This is a genomic window from Polynucleobacter hallstattensis, assembly GCF_018881835.1.
Lineage (GTDB): Bacteria > Pseudomonadota > Gammaproteobacteria > Burkholderiales > Burkholderiaceae > Polynucleobacter > Polynucleobacter hallstattensis.
In genome coordinates this window covers 733,637-755,615 of record NZ_JACVPO010000002.1, presented here as the reverse complement: position 1 = coordinate 755,615, position 21,979 = coordinate 733,637, and the positions used below count along the sequence as shown (strand labels likewise).

23 protein-coding genes and 1 riboswitch are annotated in these 21,979 nt (G+C 42.3%); of the genes, 16 read left to right on the top strand and 7 right to left on the bottom strand.

Features of this window, described 5'->3' with window-relative positions:
* Positions 1–15: 15 nt before the first annotated feature.
* From ICN26_RS10290 to ICN26_RS10255, 8 genes are all read left to right on the top strand, one after another.
* On the top strand, positions 16–252 hold the full coding sequence (locus ICN26_RS10290) for a hypothetical protein (RefSeq protein ID WP_216268296.1): 237 nt from the start codon (positions 16–18) through the stop codon (positions 250–252).
* 106 nt (positions 253–358) lie between these two features.
* Complete coding sequence (locus tag ICN26_RS10285; RefSeq protein WP_216268467.1) at positions 359–904, top strand: HD domain-containing protein; 546 nt, start codon at positions 359–361, stop codon at positions 902–904.
* Positions 905–909: 5 nt separating this feature from the next.
* Complete coding sequence (locus ICN26_RS10280; protein WP_216268295.1) at positions 910–2,367, top strand: DUF2779 domain-containing protein; 1,458 nt, start codon at positions 910–912, stop codon at positions 2,365–2,367.
* A gap of 28 nt (positions 2,368–2,395) precedes the next feature.
* Positions 2,396–2,494, top strand: a riboswitch (SAM-I-IV-variant riboswitch).
* Between the two features lie 111 nt (positions 2,495–2,605).
* Entirely contained in the window at positions 2,606–2,968 is a 363-nt protein-coding gene (locus ICN26_RS10275) for a hypothetical protein (protein WP_216268294.1), read from the top strand.
* A gap of 80 nt (positions 2,969–3,048) precedes the next feature.
* Positions 3,049–3,333, top strand: coding sequence for a hypothetical protein (locus ICN26_RS10270; RefSeq protein WP_216268293.1), 285 nt, complete (start codon positions 3,049–3,051; stop codon positions 3,331–3,333).
* A 2-nt stretch (positions 3,334–3,335) separates the two neighbouring features.
* Positions 3,336–3,632 carry a hypothetical protein gene (locus tag ICN26_RS10265; RefSeq protein ID WP_216268292.1) on the top strand — a complete coding sequence of 99 codons (297 nt, stop codon included), beginning with the start codon at positions 3,336–3,338 and terminating at the stop codon, positions 3,630–3,632.
* Positions 3,629–4,084 (top strand): DUF3293 domain-containing protein, encoded by a 456-nt coding sequence (locus ICN26_RS10260; protein ID WP_216268291.1) that lies wholly within the window; start codon positions 3,629–3,631, stop codon positions 4,082–4,084. Before ICN26_RS10265 ends, ICN26_RS10260 begins: the two co-directional genes overlap by 4 nt.
* Positions 4,084–4,557 (top strand): HD domain-containing protein, encoded by a 474-nt coding sequence (locus tag ICN26_RS10255; RefSeq protein WP_216268290.1) that lies wholly within the window; start codon positions 4,084–4,086, stop codon positions 4,555–4,557. Before ICN26_RS10260 ends, ICN26_RS10255 begins: the two co-directional genes overlap by 1 nt.
* A 16-nt stretch (positions 4,558–4,573) precedes the next feature.
* On the opposite strand, the gene ICN26_RS10250 is transcribed toward ICN26_RS10255, so the two are convergent.
* Together ICN26_RS10250 and ICN26_RS10245 are read right to left on the bottom strand one after the other, a co-directional pair.
* Positions 4,574–5,002, bottom strand: coding sequence for a hypothetical protein (locus ICN26_RS10250; RefSeq protein WP_216268289.1), 429 nt, complete (start codon positions 5,000–5,002; stop codon positions 4,574–4,576).
* A gap of 80 nt (positions 5,003–5,082) precedes the next feature.
* Positions 5,083–6,051, bottom strand: coding sequence for a helix-turn-helix transcriptional regulator (locus tag ICN26_RS10245; RefSeq protein WP_216268288.1), 969 nt, complete (start codon positions 6,049–6,051; stop codon positions 5,083–5,085).
* Between the two features lie 114 nt (positions 6,052–6,165).
* Between ICN26_RS10245 and ICN26_RS10240 the strand changes: the two genes are divergently transcribed.
* Together ICN26_RS10240 and ICN26_RS10235 are read left to right on the top strand one after the other, a co-directional pair.
* Complete coding sequence (locus ICN26_RS10240; protein ID WP_215310583.1) at positions 6,166–6,351, top strand: hypothetical protein; 186 nt, start codon at positions 6,166–6,168, stop codon at positions 6,349–6,351.
* 133 nt (positions 6,352–6,484) lie between these two features.
* On the top strand, positions 6,485–6,904 hold the full coding sequence (locus ICN26_RS10235) for a hypothetical protein (protein ID WP_216268287.1): 420 nt from the start codon (positions 6,485–6,487) through the stop codon (positions 6,902–6,904).
* A 13-nt stretch (positions 6,905–6,917) separates the two neighbouring features.
* Here the strand turns inward: ICN26_RS10235 and ICN26_RS10230 are convergent, their stop codons facing one another.
* From ICN26_RS10230 to ICN26_RS10215, 4 genes are all read right to left on the bottom strand, one after another.
* Positions 6,918–7,334 (bottom strand): HAD domain-containing protein, encoded by a 417-nt coding sequence (locus ICN26_RS10230; protein ID WP_216268286.1) that lies wholly within the window; start codon positions 7,332–7,334, stop codon positions 6,918–6,920.
* On the bottom strand, positions 7,331–7,888 hold the full coding sequence (locus ICN26_RS10225) for a hypothetical protein (RefSeq protein WP_216268285.1): 558 nt from the start codon (positions 7,886–7,888) through the stop codon (positions 7,331–7,333). The genes ICN26_RS10230 and ICN26_RS10225 overlap by 4 nt, the downstream gene beginning before the upstream one ends.
* The gene (locus ICN26_RS10220; RefSeq protein WP_215358068.1) at positions 7,885–8,190 is read right to left on the bottom strand and encodes a hypothetical protein; all 306 of its coding nucleotides are present in this window, start codon (positions 8,188–8,190) and stop codon (positions 7,885–7,887) included. Before ICN26_RS10220 ends, ICN26_RS10225 begins: the two co-directional genes overlap by 4 nt.
* A 205-nt stretch (positions 8,191–8,395) precedes the next feature.
* Positions 8,396–8,710 carry a hypothetical protein gene (locus ICN26_RS10215; RefSeq protein WP_216268284.1) on the bottom strand — a complete coding sequence of 105 codons (315 nt, stop codon included), beginning with the start codon at positions 8,708–8,710 and terminating at the stop codon, positions 8,396–8,398.
* Positions 8,711–9,124: 414 nt separating this feature from the next.
* Between ICN26_RS10215 and ICN26_RS10210 the strand changes: the two genes are divergently transcribed.
* The 3 genes from ICN26_RS10210 to ICN26_RS10200 all read left to right on the top strand — a co-directional run bounded on the left by ICN26_RS10210 (position 9,125) and on the right by ICN26_RS10200 (position 12,741).
* Entirely contained in the window at positions 9,125–11,032 is a 1,908-nt protein-coding gene (locus ICN26_RS10210) for a DUF3857 domain-containing transglutaminase family protein (RefSeq protein WP_216268283.1), read from the top strand.
* Positions 11,033–11,047: 15 nt separating this feature from the next.
* Positions 11,048–11,488: a hypothetical protein gene (locus ICN26_RS10205; protein WP_216268282.1), complete on the top strand. Its 441-nt coding sequence runs from the start codon at positions 11,048–11,050 to the stop codon at positions 11,486–11,488.
* 305 nt (positions 11,489–11,793) lie between these two features.
* Positions 11,794–12,741: a DNA cytosine methyltransferase gene (locus ICN26_RS10200; protein ID WP_215297082.1), complete on the top strand. Its 948-nt coding sequence runs from the start codon at positions 11,794–11,796 to the stop codon at positions 12,739–12,741.
* A gap of 6 nt (positions 12,742–12,747) precedes the next feature.
* Here ICN26_RS10200 and ICN26_RS10195 read toward each other — a convergent pair whose 3' ends face one another.
* A complete protein-coding gene (locus tag ICN26_RS10195; RefSeq protein WP_215297081.1) occupies positions 12,748–13,551 on the bottom strand; it encodes a hypothetical protein in 804 nt (267 codons plus the stop codon).
* A 257-nt stretch (positions 13,552–13,808) separates the two neighbouring features.
* Here ICN26_RS10195 and ICN26_RS10190 point away from each other — a divergent pair, with 257 nt between their 5' ends.
* Genes ICN26_RS10190 through ICN26_RS10180 form a run of 3 tightly spaced genes read left to right on the top strand, consistent with a single transcriptional unit; the run spans position 13,809 to position 21,975 of the window.
* Entirely contained in the window at positions 13,809–15,647 is a 1,839-nt protein-coding gene (locus ICN26_RS10190; protein WP_216268281.1) for an ATP-binding protein, read from the top strand.
* The gene (locus tag ICN26_RS10185) at positions 15,647–16,927 is read left to right on the top strand and encodes a hypothetical protein (RefSeq protein WP_216268280.1); all 1,281 of its coding nucleotides are present in this window, start codon (positions 15,647–15,649) and stop codon (positions 16,925–16,927) included. The genes ICN26_RS10190 and ICN26_RS10185 overlap by 1 nt, the downstream gene beginning before the upstream one ends.
* On the top strand, positions 16,924–21,975 hold the full coding sequence (locus ICN26_RS10180; protein ID WP_216268279.1) for an FtsK/SpoIIIE domain-containing protein: 5,052 nt from the start codon (positions 16,924–16,926) through the stop codon (positions 21,973–21,975). The genes ICN26_RS10185 and ICN26_RS10180 overlap by 4 nt, the downstream gene beginning before the upstream one ends.
* The last annotated feature ends 4 nt before the right edge of the window (positions 21,976–21,979 follow it).

Here is a 21,979-nt window from a genome sequence, read left to right as displayed (position 1 = left end):
AATTATGATTAACGCATGAGTGATCTTGAGTATGTTGGAAAAATAAAAGGCATGAAAACTCTCAAGCAGATGATTGACAGTAAAGATGTCGTGCCTGCTTCCGAGTTAGCAAAAAATAAGGCTGAAGCAGAGGCTCAAGAGAAGGCTTTCGAGGAGGCCATAAGATCAGAGGAATCGCACCGTAAAACCAAGATCTCTACAGGCAAGGTCGAGGGGCGCGATCATTGGACTCGGGAGCCCTTTATCGAGTAAGTCAGGCGAGTGGCTCACCTGATGAGCTTTACTTGCCTTATCGTGTGTTCAGGCTGTAATGGAGTCTAGTGGCACTAGACAAACCTTATAGAATGGAAGAATCATGATTAATCAATTTGTCACTGCCCTTGCATTTTCTGCAACTAAGCATCGAGACCAGCGCCGCAAGGACGTTGAAGCATCTCCATACATCAATCACCCAATCGCATTAGTTGAAGTTCTTGTAAACGAGGGCGGTGTTCAAAATTGGGATGTCCTATGCGCTGCCTTATTGCATGACACGATTGAAGATACCCAAACTACGGCTGAAGAGTTAACTAAAGCATTCGGAAAGAACGTAGCCTCAATCGTTTTGGAGGTGACAGACGACAAGACGCTACCTAAGGCAGAGCGCAAGCTGCAGCAAATTGCACACGCCCCTCATTCATCTCATGAGGCTAAGTTAGTCAAACTTGCCGATAAGATTTGCAATCTTCGGGATATCTTGGCTTCACCCCCAAGTGGTTGGGATACCAAAAGAAAGCAGGAATACTTTGAATGGGCGGCTGCTGTGGTTGCTGGAATTAGAGGGTCAAACTCCAAGTTAGAGAAAGTATTTGATGCTTTACTTGAAAAAGGTAGGGCCGAGTATCAATCTGAGATAGGTAAGTAACTCTCATGGCAAGTCTGAGCAAGTCAAAGATCATTGCCCACCGCCAGTGCCCTAAACGCCTATGGCTGCAAATAAATCGGCCTGAGCTCATCCAAATTAGCGCAGCAACCCAGGTTAGATTTGATGAGGGCAACAAAGTCGGAGATATTGCTCGCCAGAATTATCTAGGCGGAGTTTTTATAGAGACTCTTAATCGGGTAGAGGCTATCGCCCAAACTAAAGAGGCTGTATCGAAACACCAAACAATCTTCGAGGGTGCCTTCTTTGAAGAGAACGTCATGATTCGCGCAGATTTACTCTTCCCAGAAAAAGATGGATATCGTCTAGTGGAAGTCAAATCTTCTACTGGCGTGAAAAGCTACCATGTTGATGATGTAACAGTTCAAAGTTGGGTTATGGAGAAGGCGGGTTGTTCACCAACTAGCATGGCCTTAGCTTATATCAATAATAAATTTGTCTATCAGGGCGATGGAAATTACGAAGGTTTATTTGCTGAGGCTGATTTATCAAACCAGGTAAAGCCGAATATCTCTCAAGTGCAATCTTGGGTTGAAGCCGCCGAAAAAACCTTAGCATTAACAATTGAGCCTGCGATTGCTCCTGGTGAACAATGTACAGATCCATTTACCTGTGACTTTATTGCCTATTGCTCTCCGCCTGAAGAGGGCGTGGAGTATCCAGTCGAAATCTTGCCCTACGGCAAATCGATTGCTTCCGAATTAAGGAGCGATGGCTACAAAGATTTGCGTGATGTGCCCTCCGAACGTTTGAGTAATCCCAAGCACCTCAAAGTGCATGCGGCCACTCTCAGTGGTCAGGCCATACTAGAGTCCGAGGCTATTAAGCAAATACAGGCTTTGCCATATCCACGTTATTACCTCGATTTTGAAACTATTGGTTTTGCTGTTCCGGTCTGGGCGGGCACGCGTCCTTATATGCAACTGCCATTTCAGTGGTCATGTCATATTGAGCAGACCGACGGATCGATCACGCATAAAGAGTTTTTAGATCTTTCGGGAAACGACCCCAGGGAAATGTTCGCCAGAACATTGATTGAGGCCGTTTCTACACAGGGACCAGTAATTGTTTACAACGCTGGTTTTGAAGGGGCGCGTATTAAAGAGTTAGCCACAGCCTTCCCACATCTTTCTTCAGGGCTATTAGCAATTCCTGATCGCTTCTTTGATTTACTGCCACTAGCGCGTAATCATTACTACCACCCTGATATGAAGGGGTCTTGGTCAATCAAAGACGTCCTGCCCACAATTGCACCTGAATTGGATTATGCAAACCTAGAGGTTAGTGATGGGGCAATGGCACAAGAAGCTTATAAAGAAGCTATACATAGCCAAACTACTCCAGAGCGAAAAGAGAATGTGCGGCATGCCATGCTTAAGTACTGCAAGCAAGATACGATTGCAATGGTCAAGATTGTGCAAGCATGGGGTCAGAAATCATCTTGACAAGATTTAACTAAAGTTAGCATAATCAAATCTACATCAAGAGATGGCTTTGTCGCCACAGCAACCTGCTAACGCTAGTAAGGTGCTAAAAAGATGAGACCCTGAAAGGGTAATCAAAAGCGACAAACCCATCAAATTTGGTGGGTTTTTTATTGGGCAAAGAAGATCTAGCTCAATATTTGAGCCTCCCAGTCTTGATAATTTGTTTGTAAAGCTAATTAATTTATTTGGAGGTCTTATGCGTGACTACACATATTTAGGCGGCGCCCGTTTTACTGTAAATAATTTGTTTCGCAGCCTTCGGTTTGATATTGACCGTCTCGATATGAGTTGGGTTGATAGTGAAAAGCCTGTATTTTCAAGAGGCCTTAGGGTTGTTGATAGCGATGAAGGAAATACCGTCACAGTTGATGGTGAAGATGCGGATAACTTGATTTATAGCCTTACCTACATCTTTAGCAAAGAAGATGGCGTAGATAACTTTAGAGCTGCTACTGATGAATATCTGAAAGTTGCCCTAGAGACTAAGGAATTCTTGGTTACTAGCCAAAAAAAAGACCCAGAGGGAAAGCCTGAAGTAGCGGAGGCAGTGATCCACTAGATTCATAAAGTAGTGAGGGCGGAGTTAAACCGAATTGCCAAGCCCCGACATTTGTCCAATTGGCTAAATAGGAGAAGAAAATGAATTTCCAATTAATTAGTGTTGAACTGCATTCAGATGAGTTCAAGAAGTTTGATCCGGCCGAGCAAGGGTTATCGGAGTATCGATATACCGGCATAGCAATTGAAGACGGTGGCAAGTATTACTACTGGGCAAAAGGGGTAAGCCTAGAAATTAAGGATTGGGAATACGCCAACATCAAGTTAAACCCAAAGTTGTATTACTTCTCAACGGCCTTAAAGCTGCATCATCGTATTAACAAGGCGTTAGATGCTACAACACCTACAGAACTAGCTAGGAGATAACGATGTCACACTTAAAACCTGGAACCTTATGTGTCATCGTTGGTGGCTGCCCCGAAAACCTTGGGTTAATAGTTGAGGTAGTCTGTCATTTAGGAATGTATGACGGCCGCGAAGATGCGTATGAGATTAAAACAGTGACAAGTCGTAAATTTAACCAAATGTGGCGTGGAACAAAGCTGGTTAAAGGTTATTCCACGGAGGCCATCACCGATAGGTATAAATTGAGGCCACTTATAAACCTAGGGGATGAATCTCCGATGGCAGAAAGCCAAGAAAAACTAGATGAGCTCACGATATGAGTAATCCAATCCAGGATATTCCTGCTGATTTAGCAAAGGCATATAGCGATGCGTTCTATGTTATTCACGGAGAAGATGGAGATATCCATCTTAGGGTTGGTCAACCCAGCCTAGAGTTGATCTCATCGATGAAGAGATATGGGGCTAAGAGTGCTGCATTCTTAACTGCTTTTAATCCTCACAGCATTCTTGCGACTGCAGAAGTCAATGTACATAAACACAATGCCTTAGTTGAAGATATTAAATCTCTTGGGCTGGAGTTTATTGCAGGAGAGGGCGGGGACCCATTAAATATTTGGCCTAGTGAGCCAAGCGTTCTTGTGCTGGGAATCTCACATCAAAGTGCAGAACTCTTAGCGGGGCGATATGGACAAAATGCCTATCTATGGATTGAATGCGATGATGGCTTAGTGAGCCTCAATTTGCGCTACCCCGTTAGAGGACTTAATTAATGAAAGCTGAATACGATTGCTCTGGCATGATTGCCCTCATCAGATCTGAATTTAAGCTCGATTGGCAAGGGATTCATGGTGCCAACCACTGGGCGCGAGTCTTGCATCATGGAAAAAATATTGGCCAACTCCGCAAGGCTGACTTGATGGTGATTGAGCTTTTTGGTTTTTTGCATGACAGCTGCAGGTTAAATGATGGGCGTGATCCCTTACATGGGCAGCGAGCTGCCGAGTTTGCACATGGTATTCACGGGGACTTCTATGATCTAGAGCCAAAGCAATTAGATAGACTTTGCTACGCGTTGAAGCACCATTCTGGCGGAGATGTCTCTCTGGATGCAACCATTCAAACTTGCTGGGATGCAGATCGATTAGATTTAGGTCGCGTGGGGATTTTTCCATCATCTGAGTTCCTCTCCCCAGAGGCCGCCATCTTTATTGATTTAGCTCACGACTGGAGTCTTGGAAAGTAGGCCATACCAATTCTATTTATGTTCCGTAGAAGCTTGTGATATCGAAGTAAAACTCTCTTTTAAATCGATATGCCTTAGATTCTCTATAGGCATCTAATTCAACCATTTTTTCAAGCTCACCGCTCTTTTGGATTACTTCAAAACGACTGGTGAGTTCATCCCATATAGCATCGGAGAACCCGAGGACGTTAAAGATTAGCTTGTCGTAGTGCTTTTCATCTCGAGATATAAGCTCTTGCTTTTCAAGGTCCCAGCGTATTCCAGAAAACTTCTCGTGGGATTGGCGAAAGATAATCATTTCTTCATAAATTCGTTTTTCCACAAAGACATACTCAATACCTAGACCATCGAAGGGCATATTTGGATTCACCGAAGAATCTTTTTTATCTATTACGCAAGCTGTATCAAAGTCGTAACCCCAGCCACCCGTAATAGGCAAATCCATTTTGAAGTCTTCAAGGATTATTTGTCTTGGAGATTCTCTTGTCAGTAGTGGGGATGGTTCTCTTAGGAGGTCTTCCATGATTAATATCTTTCCAGGGATTTAGTGAGTTCATCTTTAATTCGCTTCTTAAGACTTGCTGGTCCTAGAACCTCAACCCCGGATCCATGTTTTAGGATATCCATTACCAACTCAGGATCTTGGTTGTAGTCAAACTCAAGTGTGTAATAACCATCCTTATCAAAACTGCCAACCTGTTGACCGTGCCAATTCTCGCCAGAAACCCAACGAGCATGTTCAGGAGTAAAGCGCAACTTGGCCCTTTGGGTGGCTTTACCAGAGAAGATGCCATAGCTTTCTGAGAAGTGTTCTTGACACTCCTTCTCCGATATCTCTTGTGCCCTCTTATTGCTTAAGGTTGCCTTGCGAATCCCATCCACTGCAAAACTTCGCAAACCATCGCGTAAGTGACAATATCCATCCAGGTACCAGTTCTCGCGATAAAAGATAAGGCGTTGGGGGGATATCTCCCTCTCTGTGAGTTCATCCTTCCCTTTAGCGTAATAAGAAATCTCCAGGCGATTTCGTTTGAGTAGAGCTGCACCAATTTCAGAGAAGTTATCGATTGAATTTTTTCGCGCACCCATTCCAAGCACTTTGATTCGCTTGCGAAGTTCCTTGGCAGATGTCTCGCTCTGACCTAAGATGCCATCGATGATTGCAGTTAAGGGTTCAATATGTGGGCCAATAAGTCCACCCTGATCAAGCGAAGAGAGTAAGTGCTGCATGAGTACTAAAGCAGTAGCCTCTTTTTCAGAGAACCAAAGCCCTGGCATTTCGATCTTGTCTACTTGGTCTGGGTTCTCAAACTTATATCCACCCATAAAGCGGTCATAAACGATAGAAGCCTTTAGGCGGCTACGTAGGTACTCAAGATCGCGCTTAAAGGTTGCTGGTGATACCTCTAGCTCAGACAAGAAATCTTCCCTAGGTACGCATTTACGCTGCTGAATCATGTACTTAATGCGGTGCAGCCGTTCCATATCACTCATAAGAGCCCCTAATGGTTATATCTTTTGTTGTTTTTATAACTTTAATCACTTTATAGCTCATTTCGTGAGCTAGTGGGTCATTAATCTGACCTATATCAACAAAAGGGGTGAAAAATGGTTAAGTTATTAGGTCTATTCTTAATGTTTATCAGTGCTTATTGCCTAGAGCAGGGCGGGCTGGATTTGGGGCTAGTTCAAGCCTTCTTTATCGGCTTATTTATGTTTTTCAGCGAGGCATTAATTGCGCATGTGTCATTTGTGCAGCGTGAAAAAGTGCGAGCTAAGTATCGGAGACGTTAATGAGCATGCTCAATTACGCCGTGCGAAGAATTACTCCCTCCATAGGGTATCTATTGGATGAGTTTTCAGAGTCGGAAGAATTGCAGGCTCAATTTCATGAAGTGGATCTTTCTTTAATAAATCCGGAGGCTCTATGAGCATTTCAAACATAAAGACGATCGTTTTTGCAGTTACTTTATCTTGCATTGAGTTTGTAGCGGCCCAACCTATTCAGACATTGCCCAACGGTGCGGGTGGCTATAACACCTATGGTCGCAATGGAGCGCTAACTCAGACCTTACCCAACGGCGCTGGTGGGTACAACACCTATGGACCAAATGGACAGTTGACTCAGACGTTACCCAATGGCGCTGGCGGGTACAACACGTATTCACCTAATGGGCAGCTCACACAAACTTTGCCAAATGGTGCGGGTGGTTACAACACGTATGGGCCAAATGGTGGGGTGACTCAAACATTGCCTAGTGGTGCGGGCGGTTACAACACCTACACACCTAATGGAAAACTCATACAAACTTTGCCTAATGGAGCTGGCGGGTGGAATACTTACTAAAAATAAGCAACTGTCAGATAAGCATCCATTTGCTTAATTCCTGGATCTGCTTATCTGAGATCCCGGTATTGGGGTTGCAGCGAATGAGTTCTGGGCATGGAGTTGGAAACTCCCAGTAGGAGTCATCTAAAGCTCTCCAGTTACTATGTCCATGAGATTGTAAGAAGGCCCGAATTTCCAGATAGCGCGGATGTTTGCCAATGACTGGTGATCCAGTAACGCCAATAACCATACTGGAGATTGAGTTTGGTAATAGTTTCTGTAGTTTTTCAAGGCTATGTGTAAAGCGCCAACTCGAAGAAATCACAATTCCGATATTTGATCCTTCAAGAGTTTCCTCAAGCAGATGAACTCTATTGAAAGGGTCTTCACCAGCGAAGTGGGTTGGGTGGAGTGCTCCATCAAAATCCAAGAAGAGTAATTTATTCATAATGGGTCGTTAAATTCTAGCCATTCGTGTCTACAAGCTGCACATTTTCTTGAGCTTGGATACTTTGGGGGAGGTGGATCACCCAGTTCCCTTTGCTTCACAATCTTTTGTTTAAAGAATTCCCCGCGCTTCTTGCCGCATTTTGGGCAATACAAATTGATGGTGTGAGGTTTAGCTTTAGGATCGTCATGTAGGTGAGCCTCAAAGCTCATTGCAGTAATCCACTCTGGGGATTGCATGGTCTTACAGGGCACCTTAATGTTCTCTATCTGAAATACATCGCCACGAACGCTCAGCTTGATATTCGACCCGGCAGGTCTTGCAGCTAAGAATGACAGCACAACCCCAGAATTAACTTCAATATAGCCCCTCCAGTTGATTGATTTCTCAACCAAGCATTTAGTTTGGACTCCTCTTACGCAGAAGATGGCCTCACCATTAAAGAGCGCAATATAAAGCTCTTCAGCTAAGGAGGCCTTTGTCGTTTTTCTAGGCTTTAATCTTTTCAATACCGCCAGAAACTCCTCGGTATCGATGATCATTTCGGCGATCATTGTCTTTTGCTAGGGGAGTACCCAATCCGATTTCCGTTGTTATCAAAGACATTAGTCACGCCAGTTGGTGATTGGGTCTCATAGCCAATACGATTGCCGCTGTTGTCATACACCCCATTATTGGCGTTGTAGTTGTACTGACTGTTGTTGTAGTTATATGGGGAGTTATTGTAGTTATACGAACTGTTGTTGTAGTTGTACTGACTATTGTTGTAATTGAAGGGGGAGTTTTCCCAGCTTGTTACTTGAGCATAGCTGAGGCTAGAGATAAGAAGGGTGCCAATAAAAAGTAATCGTTTCATTTGGGTCTCCTTAAGATTTTTTAGCGTATTTATGACGGGAGGGCGTATAGGTGGTACTTAAGTCCTTCCAGCAGTAATAGCAATTTTCATGACCACTTGGGTTGTTATATTTTTGAGAACTCTTTTTGCCCCCACCATCAGTCCTTGCAAAACTAGGGATCGTGAAGCTCGTCAACAAGGCGGCAATAAGTAATCGTTTCATTTCTTACCAACCTTTCACTGAAGGCGCCTGAGGTGCTTGGCGTGGAGTATTGATCGTTGTATTAGGACTTGCAAATACAGGAGTTGTAGAGGCTCCTTGATACGCGCCTTGAGGGTTATAAAAATTAGTCTGCCCGTTATCAGTCTGAAATGACTGAACATTCTGGCCGGTAGCGTTATAGACATTAGTCACGCCACTGGGGGATGTTTGGCTATATCCAACATAGTTACCGGTTGGGCCATAAATGGCTTGGGCAGATACGCCCCGCACCAATAGAACTGCTTGAGCAATTAAAAATAGGGTGATGAGGTATTTCATGGGTGACTCCCAAAAAGTTATCTGAAAACACAACAATTTCAGAATAAAAACCATGGAGCTCACCTAATGAGCTAGTGGATCAACACAATAAAAAAACTAAATAACTAAAAAAGATCCCCTTGATTAGCTCCCTTATATTCATTGCCCTCATGCCGCTCCAGGTATCACCAGCTGGAAAATCAGGTGTACCCCTCTCTACCCCATTAGCGGTTGCTGTCTATGTGGATACCTCTAGGATCCTAGGATTGCCTAAATTTAGGCTCAGGGATCGAAATGGTAATCCTTATCTTCCAGATAAGACTCTATTACAAGAGCCGTTAGCCATGGTTCACGACAGCGCAGGAATTATTTTTACAGGCGAAGTAAACAAACGAAAGGCTTACATACAGTCGTATGTGAGACGTTAAAGATCCTATGAAATTTGCACTTCAATCCATCAGTAGTCTTGGAGCGGTTCTTCTAGGATTTTTATTGCTAGCCAATGTTGGTATCACTAGTGCAGGTAGAGGAGAGTTGGAATCTCTCTCAGCAGTAGAGCGAGCAGTAATCACTGAAACTATTCAAGCTGATGGCACTGTAGTTGAAATTGACGAACTAACTACGCTAGTTAAATCCCAATTGGTGGTTGATGCAGAGTCCCAGGCGGATCTGCCATACAACTCAACGCTATCTAAGCTAGAGGTCTTAGAGGCTTACACCATTACCCCTAAGGGCGAGAAGATATCTGTAGCACCCAATGCTATTAGAACTGTGGAGGATGACAACAGCGCTGGGGCGGCAATGTTCTCAGACCAGAAGCACAAGATCATCATCTTTCCAAAGGTAACCCCTGGTTCAAAGACTTATTACAAAACCAAGCTCACAACCTTTAAGCCTCTATTGCCAGGATACTTTTATACGCGCCTGACGTTTTCTCCGAATGCAGAGGTATTGTCTTATGAGTACAACTTAAATTATCCCGAAGATCTAAAGCTCTATAGCGATATCAAAGACGTTAAGCAAACCAGGGATGAGGTAATAGACGGTGTGCGCCATGTGAGTTATACCTATCAAAATCTGAAGATGAAAAAGAAAGAGCAGCTTCAGGTAGCTAGCAGTGATTTTTCCCCTCATATCTATATCTCAACCTTTGCTAGCCAAGAAGACTTTGCTAAAGCCTATGAGGCTCGCATTACGGATAAGTCATTGGTAACTCCTGATATTCAGAAGATGGCTGATGAAATTACTAAAGACGTGGATAAGAAGGTGGCTGCAGATAAGACGCTGAACCTAAAGAAGGAGCGGGCTCGAGCGCTTTATAACTGGGTATCTCGAAATATCCGATATGTAGCCATCTACCTTGGGGATGGAGGTATCGTGCCCCATGACGCCACAAGCATTCTGAAGAATCGTTATGGCGACTGCAAGGATCACAACGCGTTGCTCATAGCCTTGCTGGCAGCTAAAGGTATTAATGCAAGTAGCGCCTTAATTAACTCAGGCGTAGCCTATACGCTTCCTAAATATCCAGTAATTGGGCCCTTTAACCATGTCATTACCTATATTCCAGCTTGGGACCTCTATTTGGACTCTACGGCAGAGATGGCGCCATTTGGTACCTTGCCATCAAGCGAGATAGATAAGCCGACCTTATTAACTAAGTTAGCTAAGGTGGGGCATACGCCGAAGCCAAAAAAAGAAGATAGCAAAATCCTTACCGGTATCACTATGCAAATAGAGAAGGATGGCCGGATTAAAGGAAAAACGCACACCATGTACTTTGGCAGTGCTGAAATTAATGCACGTTATAGATATGAGGGCGCGGAAACTACGCTTTCAGAAAAGCTCGTCAGAAGTGATCTGGCTAAATTTAGGCAGACTGGTGAAGGAAAGATCACGACCAGTTACGTATATGACTTAAATGAGCCGTTTACGACAAATACTGAGTTCACATTAGATGCTATTGCCAATGTGCCTGGCCCAGGAGCTATAGCCATACCTGTAGGCCTCGCACCCGGTGAGCTAGCGCTCATTGCAAATGACAGGCCTCCAGAGAAATTCACTGTGCCATATACATGTGCCACTAAGTGGATAGGGGAAAGCTACAAGATTGGCTTCCCAAGCAATGCCAAGGTAACGCGAATCCCGCCAAATACGAGTTATAAGAAAGGCGGCATAGAGTATGAATCAACCTATGAAGAATCTAAAAACGTTGTCTCTGTAACAAGAGTCTTGAAAGTCCAGCGACCTGGTGCCGTATGTCAGCCTGAAGAGCTTCAGAAGTGGAAAGACTTTTATCAGATTTTTATAAAAGATATGCGAGCACAGGTTTTTTATGAGTAGGGGGTTTTATTAATCATGGCAAAGATTGAATTACTTTTTGGAGGTCCCATTGCCCATGATGAGGAAATCTCGGTCGAGAATTATGCATATAACTGGGATGTATCCATAGAGACTGCTGTAATAAGGAAATTCAAATCTTGGATAAGTTACCTATCAATTAAGTCCGATGATAAAGACAACACTTTTTTTGAATTACTCCTTTTTATTGGGATTAACCAGATGCTTAAGCTACCAAAGATAACGTCAGGAACCTATAGTCACAAGGGCTTTGTACTGCCAAAAATCATTATTCATGGTGATCGTGGCGTAGATAAGCAAACTGGTAATTCAGTCTCACTGACGGAAAGTTGCATCAACATTATTGGCAATAATTTTGAGGGTGAGATTGGATATGAATACTTTGAGTATCAGCAGATTGAAAGCGGCAGATTGCCCCAGCCGTCCGCTTATTTGTAATGTAATTTTGCAAAAAGGAATGAAAAATGAATGATGGGTTAACAATACGTAATTGCGTATTTGCATTTAAATGTACGGCACAGTGGACTGGGTTAACGCCTACGGACGATGAAAAGATAAGTTTCTGTGACGATTGTCAAAAAGAGGTTCACCTATGTGAGGATGATGAAGAGTTGGCAAAGTCTGTCCGTTTGAATCGATGTATTGCAATCTATCGAGAAGGTGGCATGATTATGGGGGATTTGGTAGGCAAGGTTAACCCCTCCGATATAAAATGACTCGACTAATATTTTGAATTGCAAACAATGCCTAGCGCTAAAACTAGTAAACCAAAGCCTAAATTAAGATTTATAGATCTATTCGCAGGGATCGGCGGCTTTCATTTAGCCTTTCATAGACAAGGCGCTGAGTGCGTATTTGCATCTGAAAAAGATCCGTTCGCACGCCAAACATACTACGAGAATTTTAGGAAAATTTCCCCTAATTTATTTGAAAAGGATTTGCTTGAGAGCCCATTATTCAACAATGACATAACGAATTTAACGAATATCCAAAAGCAAATTAAAGATCACGACATTTTGTGCGCAGGATTTCCTTGTCAGCCTTTTTCTCAGGCTGGGCATAAAAAAGGATTTAACGAAGAGCGGGAAGATCGGGGCAACATGTTTTTCTGGATTCGCGATATTTTGGAAGAAAAAAAACCAAAAGCATTCTTTTTAGAAAATGTACGCCATCTAGAGAATCATGATGATGGCCGTACTTTTGACACAATCAAGCAGATTTTAAAAAATGAGTTGGATTACACGATTTACTACAAGATCGTTAAGGCATCCGATTACGGATTACCCCAGCATAGACCAAGAATTTTCATTATAGGATTTAGTAATGACTATGCTTACCCAGAGCAGTTTGAGTTTCCTGAAAAGAAGAAACTAAAGTTCAATATGTCAGACGTGTGGGGCGGCGATTGTTCAAGGGAGGTTGGATTCACCCTTAGGGTGGGTGGAAAGGGCTCCGGTATCAACGATCGGCGTAATTGGGATGCATATTTGGTTGATGGAGAGGTTCGACGACTTGGTCCAGATGAGGGGAAGAGGATGATGGGCTTCCCTAAGTCCTTTAAATTTCCAGTTGCAAAGGGTCAGGCAATGAAACAGCTGGGGAATAGCGTGGCTGTAGACGCGATTGAGGCGGTGGCAGAGCAAATGGTTGCCTATTTAGCCACAGGAAAAAAACCTAGAATCAAAAAGTAATTACATTTAATGTCTGATTCGTACGTGCAAGGCCCCTTTTAGCTCCCCATTTAATTGGCGCGACCATTGCATAACGGATGCTTTTTCTTGTACTGTCATAGAGGAAAACATTCTTGCGCTGGGCATGCCTTTCTTGCTTCTGATCGAGAAAACTAACCGTGGCCATAGGCTGGCAATTAGCTGCGTCTTATTAAGCAGTCTCCATGTTGTGATGTCGCAAGGGTCTGAAAATTCAATCACTTCATTGGCAGGATGGTATGAGAGTTTTGTGGCTGTCCCGTCAAATGCGAAGTACTCTAAAAATGGAAGTAGAGTATTGAAATGCTTTGAAAACGGTGAATTTTGGTCTGAATTGGCCGTATCTTCAGAGATAACGCCCGATAGACGTAACCTCCAGTAGTCCGATATTAGGATATCCAGCTGGGCTATGCTTGCCCCAGTGTGCTGTGCTGCAAATTCCCAGCCAGTACGTCTAGTGTGGTTGATTAAGGCTGGTGGACTAGAGTTTGTATATTTCAGCGAATAGCCAACCCCATTAATAAAAACATCTGCTTTTGAATAAGGTCCAGCCTTACCAATAGAATGGTTCTTACAAAAGGTGACTAGTCCACTTTCAGTAAGCTGCTCAATCACCTGTGGCGTAGTTGAGGCTGGGAATACTCCAACTGGCCGTAGTGATTGCTTAAAGGGGGTTTCAAGCGTTTTAATTGTGATCGGAGGGCTTTGTGCTGGCAATAGTTGAAGCCTTTGGCCTATAAGGCAGCCCAAGGTAGCGATAAATTTTTTTTCAGCAATTTCGCCACCGTTCATTTAATTTCCTCTGAATCCTCTAGGTTTGTTAACAAATTCTACAGAACTCAAAGTGTATTTGACATTTTTGTATGAAACTCTGGAAATCCCATGTTTAATAGCTCATTAGGCGATCCTTATGAATAGTAAAATTAATATTGAATTTCTTAATTTAGGTATATAAATCATATTCATAGCCCTAAAAAGATGAAAATCTAAAAAATTTATAAGGTCGATATTCCGTGCTTGAACAAAAAATAAATTCTCATGTAACCAGAATGAATCGGCATTTGCCATTCACCCCTGCACACGATCAGATATATGAGGAGTATCAAAAGGATGCAGATGCACTGGACATCGAAACTAAGGCTCTAGATTATCTGTTGAAAGCGGTTGAATCGGGTGCAAAGTTAATAGTTTTGACGGGGGATGCTGGGCACGGAAAAACTCATTTATGCAGGCGTTTATTGGAGAAATATTTTGAATATTCACCCGCAAAAGCTCGCGAATTGTTGCGTAATTCATGCGATGGAACGGTAAAAATTACTGGCGAAGAAAAAGAAAAAAATAAACCCCCTCTAAAAATACATAAAGATTTTTCTGAGCTTGAAATATCCGAGGCAAAAAAATTTATAAGCGAAATTGCCCTAGATGACGATTCTATTACTGTAATTTGTGCAAATGAAGGACGTTTGCGCGCGGTAATATCGCGCGGAGAAAAAGGTGGTATCTCAGAAAAAATAGAGAAAGTATTTGCAGGGTCTTTCGATACAGGTTTGTGTACGCTAGATGGGCAATTACATATTATTAATTTAAATTTCCAATCAATAGCAGGATCCGATTCTGAGGATCGAAGCATCTTAGGCAGTGCAATTAAAAAATGGGCTGAGGATGGGGGTAAGTGGAATAAATCATGCGGTAGTTGCTCCAATCAGGCAAGATGCCCTATCTATAAAAATAGAAATTTACTAAGCGAGTCTGCAAGCGGGTTAGGTAGTTCTCGATTAAACAGATTGGAAGAGCTATTTGCAACAGTGGAGAGATTGGGCGGAGTTGTTACGGTACGTGAAGCATTGATGTCGGTAGCATATTTGTTAACTGGTGGCTTGGTTTGCGAGAATGTTCACGAAAAATGTAGAACAAATAAAACTGATGGCTGGCAGCATGAGTACGCTTTCTATAATTTAATTTTTTCGAGGCCAAGCACTATACCGCTTGATAGACTTGTAAAAGGTATACCCGTCTTAGGCAATCTTTTAAAGCTAGATCCAGGCAGAAGAGCAATTCGAGAAGTTGATGATAGATTGCTTAACGAGGCAAATGTTTTTGAACACAATGAACTCGATTTAAATTTCAGACTGCTTCTTGACGGACGTTATAAAAACATTGATGCCGCAAATGGAATTGATGAAATTAATACAAACCCAACAAATAAAAAAGAAAGAAACCAGGAGGCTGAGCAAATCGGAAAGGTTATTACAGCCTTGCGAAGAAGAGCGTTTTTTGATGATGATGCCTCACATGGAACATTGCTGGAGAGGCTAGGCTTTAAGTTTGGGGATGTTTTTAGCGAAATTTTGAATGGAAATTTAACCAGTCAAAAAACTATCCAATATAAAGGTCAACTTTTGGCAGGCCTTCATATGATCCAGGGCGTAAGACTGGCGTTACGTGCTAACTTTCTATATCTCGTGGATCCTGCTTTTGGTAGGGCAACTTCTGATGCAGCAATTATTTCAAGACAAATACCATCAAATCAAATTCAGATGATTCCAATGCGTGATGGATGGAGTCTTGGGTCTGACCAAGTGGATCATTCGCTTGTTTCTTCGGTGAACTGGATTGATCGACATATTATTGTGCGCTTTGAGGGTGGCAGTGGATCATATGATGATTTGGTGTTGGATTTGATGGCTTTTGAATGTGTACTCAAGGCTGGAACGGGATATGTTGCTGAAGAGTTCTATTCGCACGATTTACAGAGGATAAGAAACTTCCTAGCAAGAATTGCAGAAAAGGGCAGATCTGAGGATGGTCAAATTAATTTATTTATAGCAGGCCAAATCTTCTCAGTCTCACTTGATGAAGACATTATTCAAGTCAATGGGGGTAAATAATGACCGCAATTAAGGCCCCAGATTTATCAATTGAGATGTTTGGCGGTGTTTTATACGCAGATAGCGCTGGAGCATACCCAGGTCTAGAGCTGTTTAGTTTTTTGCTTGGCGTAGAAGAGGGCATTCTTCCATCATCCCCAGATATTAAATTAAAAAGATATGCCCACGACTTCGCAAGGCGATTGGTGCATGATGAGTCTTTGCCGCAAGAATCCAAGACAAATGTCCTTGCAGATAAACATAGCGAAGAATCCATCAGAAAGCTTCTATCATGCCTCGAGCTAGAACAAAAGGCTGGTACTAAGAAGCCAACCTGGAAGGGCGCACATTTTTTCCCTTATACCAAATCACTGGTTCACTGGGATGCTAGGTTTCGAGGTGAAAACACCAGTAATGTAATACTAGAACGACAATACTACAGAGGTGCAGGAGCATACATATTCAATGTGTTGCGTTTTGATCCAAATCAGGAGCGCCTAAATTCAATTCGTAATGGTATCTCAGAGCTTTTTGATAATAAGGAAGACTCCCCTTTAGAGAATTTGTCGAGAACTTTGAGAAAGCACGGCTCATTCGATAAGGCGCCTGTGAGCGATGAGGTAGAAAGCAAATCTCGAAATGTTTTCAACGACGAGCTTGAGGATTTATTTAGAGATGGCGTATTCAATATATTGAGCCATAAGTCTATTCCAGCTGTTTCTAAAATTAAAGCTATTGTTAATTGGACCGGCATTTGGCTCATCATTGTAGGGAATAAAAGAACACGTATTGCTGTAGAAAATAATTCATATTTCATTATTGACTGTGCTGGAACCAATCAACAATTACGTAGAGCATCCCAGAAATCACTCAAGGATTATTTAAAGCAGATAGCAGATGGAATAACCTATTTCAGAGCTGGGCGTGATATCACGTCTGCTCAGTCACAGAAAATCAAAGGTTTTTTTGCCTCTACAGCTGCAAATATGAAGTTGATCAATGCCCTAACAGGTAGAAGACACTTTACTTTTGGGTTGAATTGTATCGAGACTCTTGCTTTGGTGGCTGTTCATTCAAATTCAGAAATGCCATTTGAAGATTTTGTATATGACTGGCTGTACAAAAAATGTTCATTTGTTATCGGCAGAAGATCAGCTAGTGAAGCAGGTCTTTTAAACGTTCTTGATGCATCTATTTTTGAAGAGAACGAACGAAAATTGGCTGATCAAGTGAAGGCGGTTGGAATGTTGAGGGTTTATTCAGATGCCACCAAAATGGTCGGCTTGGGGTCAGAAAAATGATTAGTAAGGCAATAGCTTTAACTGCATACCAAATTGTAATTAAGCAGCTATCTCAGGAAAATTTAGGCGAGCATAAGTGCTTCAGAATCAAGAACTTTACAGAAGTTGAGGTTCTTGAATTTATTGAAATTTGGGATAAGGAGCTGCGGCCAAATGGCCTGGAAAAGGTCTCTCTGGTAATTGCTGAGAATGTAAGGGGTCAAATTAACTCTCAATATCTTGCAGAGCCAAAAAAATCAATTACCTATTACCGGAACAATAATCCTACTGGGCTTGTATATATTGAAACTCGCGTTCAGAGTGACGAGCAAGGCCTCCAAAACATTTTTACACTTCAGGATAGTAATTTTCTTGATGGAAGTTTTGATTTTCACGCGGATTTCGATGATTTTGTTGTGTCTGAAGCGTTGGTCAATAACTGTTGGATGGTTTTGGGTCGCGAAGGACAAGCCCCTCAATTACTAAAAACAAGAATTCTCCAGATCCTGGGTTATCTGGATGATATTTCGGTACGTCGTTTTACCAAATTCATCCTTAAGGCTCTTGAAAGTTATCTTAAGTCAGGTGGCGCCTTATCGGAGCAGCAAATAAATGAGCTTGTTGGTGCTGATCTGGTTGCGTTAGATTGCTTCCCAGATTTTTATTTATTTCAGGATGAAAAGAAAACAAAGAAAAGATTGATACAGAACCGCAACTATGCAGACTTGGATTCTGGGTCTGGAGATATTGATGCAGAACTATTGTTGGTGAAGGTAGAAACATTTGAATTTAAAGATGATGCAGGAAATTTATTTAGCCACTCTGAAAACCTAGCATATCGTGATTTATGTTCTGAATTCATTTCAACTCAAACTCCTAATTCTCGTACGCAAATTCCATTTTATGTATTTGAGCAATTATTTTCCCTTGACATGAGTGGGTTGCCGCTAGGAGATAGAGTATTAACGGAAATATCTGCTGTTGATAGCTCGAGGGTGCAAGAGCTATTAAATGCGAATGTAATAGATGGCTTAAACAAGAGGCTTGAGGATGAGGCACGTCGCTTTTTGGAGCTTGAGCCAAGCGAGGGCCAGGAGCCCTTACTTTATTTACTTAATCGACCAACTAAAAAACTTATCGAGCAACTTGCAAATCCACGAGCCCAACAATTTTTTAATCCCATTTTAGAATTTGTCGAAGTTATTGATCTTCTTAGGGAGGGGTCGATAGAGGGAGAGGCGTATACTCTTCAACTAAGGCTTGCAAATAAAGCCAATAAAGAAAACCTTGCAATAAAGCTTTTTGCTTTTATTTTCGGTGAAACATTAAGAGCGGCTGAAGCTAAATGTATCCCCGATGCGTTTAGTGTTGGGTTAAAAATTGACCCTGAATTGATTGGCGCAATTGACGTTCCAAAATTTACAGAATTGGAAACGGCTGATGATGAGGATGATGCACCCGAGCTAGTGTGGGAGCCTATACCTTTGGTATTTGATCTTCTCGATTCATCTGGAAACGTAGCAAATAGCATTGGTAAGAAAGAATGGTTTCCTTCAGTTGATAACCTTGAGTACTTATCTTTTTTGTGGTTGCTTGTATGTGCCCCAGAAAGTAGCTATGCTGAAATCCCATCGGGCTTGAATTTGCCCGAGGACAAGCCTTTAAATTCTGTGATGTCTGATTTTTCTAAGCGGATACTACCAATCTCATTGATTGTTTCTGATTCAATCTATCGAGAGCATACCTTTACCAATAAATTCCTCCCAATAAGAAAAAACTTTTTTTCTAAACTAAGAGTTCGAGGATTTCATTCCGAGTTGATCGATGAATATCTTGATGAGTGGATGCCAATTTTTGAGGAGTCCAGGACGGCGCTTGTGCCAGATGGGGCGAGGCTGCCAGCTGTAACTCAGCTAATGGACATGGATTTCATTAATTTTGGGGGTAGAAATAAATTGATGTTACCCACTCACCCAATTCGTCTTCGTTGGATTTCAAAATATTTAAGCGAGTGTGAAAGATTGGTTGGGGCGGTTTTATCTGGAGAAAAAGAGCTTTCCAAAAGAAATCCAAGTTTTTATCTAGATTGGCTAAGAAACCTTAGTCCTAACCAGGCTCCCGCAATTAGCTCAAATAAGGTTGGGGAGATCTTGTTTTCTTCAGGAGAGCAGGCATGGTATGAGGAATTTACCCCCAGAAACAATGAAATAGCTGGCGTAACACTAGATGCACACTCTACAAAAAGAATCGCGAGGCAAATTACTTCGTATTTGGAAGCTCATCCCTATAAAAAAGACGGCTTATCAATTCTTTTGGTTGCACCATATGCAAACAAGTTTCCAGCAGAGCTTATCAGTACATTCCGAACACTTGATTGGAGGGATGCTAGGGTTGATCTAACTGTAATCTCAAAGAGATCTACATGGCCTGAAATTTCTAAATTCTTCGATGTCCTTCACAACGAGGATAGAATGACCTCGGGCGCTAGCCTTTTCCCTTCATGTGAATTAAGCTTTATTGATTACACAGAGAATTTTTCACTTAAGGAAAGTTTGGCTGATGTCAAATTTGATTTGGCTATAGTTACTCATCTCCTTAATGAGAAGGTTACCGTTCAGAATAATACTGAATCGCCCGTTTCTTTCGGTGGTGCCTTTAGACCACTTATGGACCGCCCCACCCATTTAAAAGGTGGCGTATCAGGTGGTGCAATCTCCATACTGATGAGACCAGATGAGCCTGATGTAATGCTTGAAACCTGGTCTACTCATGTTGTACGCTCCCAGAGATTAAGGCCAATTGCACCAGCGCAGCCGGAAAATACTGATTTTCTCGAGTTGAGAGTCAATTTCGAAGAATCCGCGAAGCTATTTACGGAACTCCACGCAGTCTGCCATTGGGTTATCACCCTTGAGCGTCATATTTCTAGACAACAAATAGAGGCACTGGAGATATCCCCAGATATTCTGAGTGTGGAAGAGGGTGTAGGAAGTTCAAATAACTTTACTTTAATTGTTTCCGCGAGTTCTGGAAAAGAATTAATTGTTTCTCGTTTAAACAGAAAGCTGAATCGTCTAATCTCTGATAAGTCAACTTTGATTAAGCACGGCACAACCTTAGAAGAAGTTTCGAAAATGATTTATAGCGAAACAAGGCGCTTTGCCCCGAAATTGGCGCTCAAAGCTATGGGCGTATCTAGGGTTACAGAGGAAGTAATAGGTTTGATGGTTGCAAGATCTCTATCCAAGCTTGAACAGGTGCGCAAGAATTCTTTGAATAAGAACATATTTGCATCCATCTCTCTTGATGAGCACCAGAATTGGTTTGGTGGTCCAACTGAGGTACGGGCTGATATCGCTAACTTCCTCTTCGAGCTTGAGGGGGATGATCTGATCCTTGATATTGAGGTGATAGAGGGGAAATTACGGCAAGCGTATGATATTCATGGCGTCTTGCAAGCATCCGAAACAATAAAATTTTTGCAAGATATCCTTGTAAATTCAGACCGTATTGATTCCTCGCTGTGGAGGGAGCAGATTATTTCCGCAGTTGAAACAGCCGATCAGAGCATGATTCAGATCTCTGGATTTGACTTAGACGGGGATTTCCAAGTCTTTCCACCAAATATTAGAGATAAATTTAGAAAGGGTTTGTTTACACTACGCTCGATTAAGGGCCTCTACTCAATATGTATGTGGGATGACATTGGCAAGGAAGTGTCCCGAGAGACACAGGGCGATGTTGAAGTAGTCAAGTCATGTAGTTCAAACATAATTCCTCTGATTTTGAATCGAATATCAGCAACTCCTGATATAGCTTCAACAGTAACTCCATTGTCGCCTGTGGAGGGTAAACAAGAGGAGGTTAATCAGCCGAAGGTTAAGCTTGAAAATGAGGGGGCTATTGTATTGAACACTCCGGATACACCATCTGCGAAGTCAGCCAACCCTATTGCTCCTAGTGCCGCTAAGAAAAGGCTCTCATCAGAACAGTTGAGGGACATGTATCAAGTAATTCTCGACTGTTATTCAGAGCAAGGCATAGATGTAATGCCTGCGCCTGTCGAAGACATACCATTTGTTGAGGGGCCAGCCTCGATTCTTTTCAAAGTCATGCCTAAAGGGGCTACAGATCCAAAGAAATTGATGGATAAAAGTCAGGTTCTAAAGTTAAAGCTACGTTTAGAGCAGGACCAAGAAATAATGTTCTCAATAGATAGAGGTTACGTAAATATTGACGTTCCAAAATTGCCTTCGCAAAGATATTTCGTGGATGCAAGTCAAATGTGGGGTCGATGGAGTCGCCCTGGTTCTACTTTAGAGGCCCCATTGGGTGAGGATAGGTACGGTGATGTTATTTCCATCAACTTCTCCGATACTTTGTCACCGCATATTTTAGTTGGTGGGACTACTGGTAGCGGTAAGTCGGAAGCATTAAACGTACTTTTATATGGGTTAGTAAGGGCTTATTCTGCCGATGAACTTCGTTTGCTTCTTGTCGATCCTAAGGGCACCGAGCTTCAGGACTTTGCTAGAACCCCTCATTTACTGGGAGAGATAGGCTGGGGCGATGCTGAGGCACTTGAACTTTTGAAGCATGCGGTCATTGAAATGCAAGCAAGATATGAAAAGATGCGTGAAGAAAAAACTAGAACAATTTCTGAGTTTAATAGTAAAGTTGCTGCCGAAAAAAGGATGCCTTGGTGGGTTGTAGTTCTTGATGAGTATGCAGATTTAACATCCGAGCCTGCTATGAAAAAAGAAATTGAGTCTGAACTTAAGCGTCTGGCACAAAAGGCAAGGGCAGCTGGCATTCATGTAGTTATCGCTACTCAAAAGCCAAGTGTAGAAGTTATCAGCACAGTTTTGCGTTCGAATTTACCTGCGCAGCTAGCTCTAAGAGTAAAGAGCGCAACTGAAAGTCGAGTAATTATGGATGAGTCTGGTGCTGAAATGCTTAATGGTAAGGGTGACTCATATCTTAAGCTTGGAAGCACATCAACTCGTGTGCAGTGCGCCTTAGTCTCCAAGGCTGATGCTGAAGAGATCTTGAATAAATTTACCATCTAATATC

Bases quoted from the DNA above. Each gene is read 5' to 3' on its own strand.
- ICN26_RS10240 (WP_215310583.1), top strand. From the start codon at position 6,166: ATGGTTAAGTTATTAGGTCTATTCTTAATGTTTATCAGTGCTTATTGC.
- ICN26_RS10180 (WP_216268279.1), top strand. From the start codon at position 16,924: ATGATTAGTAAGGCAATAGCTTTAACTGCATACCAAATTGTAATTAAG.
- ICN26_RS10260 (WP_216268291.1), top strand. From the start codon at position 3,629: ATGAGTAATCCAATCCAGGATATTCCTGCTGATTTAGCAAAGGCATAT.
- ICN26_RS10190 (WP_216268281.1), top strand. From the start codon at position 13,809: ATGAATCGGCATTTGCCATTCACCCCTGCACACGATCAGATATATGAG.
- ICN26_RS10205 (WP_216268282.1), top strand. From the start codon at position 11,048: ATGGCAAAGATTGAATTACTTTTTGGAGGTCCCATTGCCCATGATGAG.
- ICN26_RS10275 (WP_216268294.1), top strand. From the start codon at position 2,606: ATGCGTGACTACACATATTTAGGCGGCGCCCGTTTTACTGTAAATAAT.
- ICN26_RS10235 (WP_216268287.1), top strand. From the start codon at position 6,485: ATGAGCATTTCAAACATAAAGACGATCGTTTTTGCAGTTACTTTATCT.
- ICN26_RS10290 (WP_216268296.1), top strand. From the start codon at position 16: ATGAGTGATCTTGAGTATGTTGGAAAAATAAAAGGCATGAAAACTCTC.
- ICN26_RS10210 (WP_216268283.1), top strand. From the start codon at position 9,125: ATGAAATTTGCACTTCAATCCATCAGTAGTCTTGGAGCGGTTCTTCTA.
- ICN26_RS10195 (WP_215297081.1), bottom strand. From the start codon at position 13,551: ATGAACGGTGGCGAAATTGCTGAAAAAAAATTTATCGCTACCTTGGGC.
- ICN26_RS10280 (WP_216268295.1), top strand. From the start codon at position 910: ATGGCAAGTCTGAGCAAGTCAAAGATCATTGCCCACCGCCAGTGCCCT.
- ICN26_RS10270 (WP_216268293.1), top strand. From the start codon at position 3,049: ATGAATTTCCAATTAATTAGTGTTGAACTGCATTCAGATGAGTTCAAG.
- ICN26_RS10250 (WP_216268289.1), bottom strand. From the start codon at position 5,002: ATGGATTTGCCTATTACGGGTGGCTGGGGTTACGACTTTGATACAGCT.
- ICN26_RS10245 (WP_216268288.1), bottom strand. From the start codon at position 6,051: ATGAGTGATATGGAACGGCTGCACCGCATTAAGTACATGATTCAGCAG.
- ICN26_RS10215 (WP_216268284.1), bottom strand. From the start codon at position 8,710: ATGAAATACCTCATCACCCTATTTTTAATTGCTCAAGCAGTTCTATTG.
- ICN26_RS10185 (WP_216268280.1), top strand. From the start codon at position 15,647: ATGACCGCAATTAAGGCCCCAGATTTATCAATTGAGATGTTTGGCGGT.
- ICN26_RS10220 (WP_215358068.1), bottom strand. From the start codon at position 8,190: ATGAAACGATTACTTTTTATTGGCACCCTTCTTATCTCTAGCCTCAGC.
- ICN26_RS10225 (WP_216268285.1), bottom strand. From the start codon at position 7,888: ATGATCGCCGAAATGATCATCGATACCGAGGAGTTTCTGGCGGTATTG.
- ICN26_RS10265 (WP_216268292.1), top strand. From the start codon at position 3,336: ATGTCACACTTAAAACCTGGAACCTTATGTGTCATCGTTGGTGGCTGC.
- ICN26_RS10255 (WP_216268290.1), top strand. From the start codon at position 4,084: ATGAAAGCTGAATACGATTGCTCTGGCATGATTGCCCTCATCAGATCT.
- ICN26_RS10200 (WP_215297082.1), top strand. From the start codon at position 11,794: ATGCCTAGCGCTAAAACTAGTAAACCAAAGCCTAAATTAAGATTTATA.
- ICN26_RS10230 (WP_216268286.1), bottom strand. From the start codon at position 7,334: ATGAATAAATTACTCTTCTTGGATTTTGATGGAGCACTCCACCCAACC.